Source organism: Levilactobacillus bambusae (genome assembly GCF_003124125.1).
GTDB lineage: Bacteria > Bacillota > Bacilli > Lactobacillales > Lactobacillaceae > Levilactobacillus > Levilactobacillus bambusae.
In genome coordinates this window covers 1-1,398 of sequence record NZ_QCXQ01000030.1, presented here as the reverse complement: position 1 = coordinate 1,398, position 1,398 = coordinate 1, and the positions used below count along the sequence as shown (strand labels likewise).

Annotated in this window: 2 protein-coding genes; one reads left to right on the top strand and one right to left on the bottom strand. The window is 31.1% G+C overall.

Annotated features, from left to right (window positions below):
• On the top strand, positions 1–324 hold a 324-nt coding region (locus tag DCM90_RS09775; RefSeq protein WP_109251163.1), incomplete at its 5' end, for a restriction endonuclease subunit S.
• Here DCM90_RS09775 and DCM90_RS09770 read toward each other — a convergent pair.
• On the bottom strand, positions 272–1,398 hold a 1,127-nt coding region (locus DCM90_RS09770), incomplete at its 5' end, for a restriction endonuclease subunit S (protein WP_191981040.1). The genes DCM90_RS09775 and DCM90_RS09770 overlap by 53 nt on opposite strands.

Sequence of the window (1,398 nt, the reverse complement as noted above, 5' to 3'; positions counted from 1 at the left end):
GTAGCAACCTCTTTAGAACATATTGGAAAGTTTGCAAGAATCGATAAAGACTATGATGGTGTTGTGGCTGGTGGATTTATTTTCCAATTAACACCATTCGAAAGTTCAGAGATTATTTCAAAATTTCTATTATTTAACTTGTCCTCTCCGTTATTTTATAAACAATTGAAAGCAATAACTAAACTATCAGGTCAAGCTTTATATAATATTCCTAAAACTACACTAAGCGAGCTATTAATTCCGTTAGCTCCTTTTGAGGAACAGGAACTTATTACTCAAAAAGTTGAGAAACTTTTTGAAAAAGTAAATCAACTTTGGAAATGATTCTTTTCATCTCTTCATGATTAGAAATAGGGCTTAATAATTCGGAGATACTGGTACTATTTAATGTTTTCCCTTTGATAGCATCTTTTGAATCACCTAAAGTAGAGATAAGTGGCAAAAATATCATTAAGTAATCTCTGATAATATTTTCTTTGTTAGCATAGGGGAATATCGATATAATGGCTTCATTATGAGTGGCAGGAATATCCAATATGGCAACTTTTCCAATAGATAATTTAAAACTCATTAATAAAGTTCCTTTAGGTGAAATGTCTATTTTCTTTGATTTTAATGCTAATTTAGAAATAGATTCTCTCGTATTAGTTACATAACCAGATATAGGCATATCTGATATAGATACCCAGGGTATTTCAGTTCCCCAAAAAGTAGCTTCACTGCGTGGAGGAGTTTTTCCTATTCTGAAGTTAACTAGGCTAGCAAATTTAATATATCTCCATGCTTCTGGGATTTCATATATAGGATAAGAGGTTGTTTCGTCTTTGTTCCCATAATAAGAGTTATCATCTCCTTGGGAAACAATAGAAATGTCCAAATCTTTCTTTTTAATCTTGCCTTCTTCAAAGAGTTTTTGTTTTTCTGCTCGTATTTTTTCAAGTAAAACTTCGACTGATTCATCATTTGGGTCTTGTTCAACTAATTTTCCTTGCATAGCATATTGAAGAATAGATTTTTTTAGTTTATCTGGAAATTCTTTATCTAGCTGTTCTAGTCTATTATAACTTTCAGCATATTCATCTACTTTTTCTAAAGCTGATTCGATTGCTTCTATTATGCGTTGTTGTTCAGCTAGCGGAGGGAGAGGGATAAGAATAGAAGCAACTTTATCACTATTCAAGTTTTTCACAACAGCTCCACTAATTAGAGATAGAAATTGAGAATAAACTACATTTGATGAAAGAATATAGAATAGGTAATCTTTATTTAATGAGTTTTCATAGTTCGAAATAGCCAACCATCCATCGTGTATTGCACCATCAACATTCAAAATATAAGGTCTACCAAAACTCATAGAATTAGTTAACAAAAATGTACCTTTTTTTACAAATCTAGTTT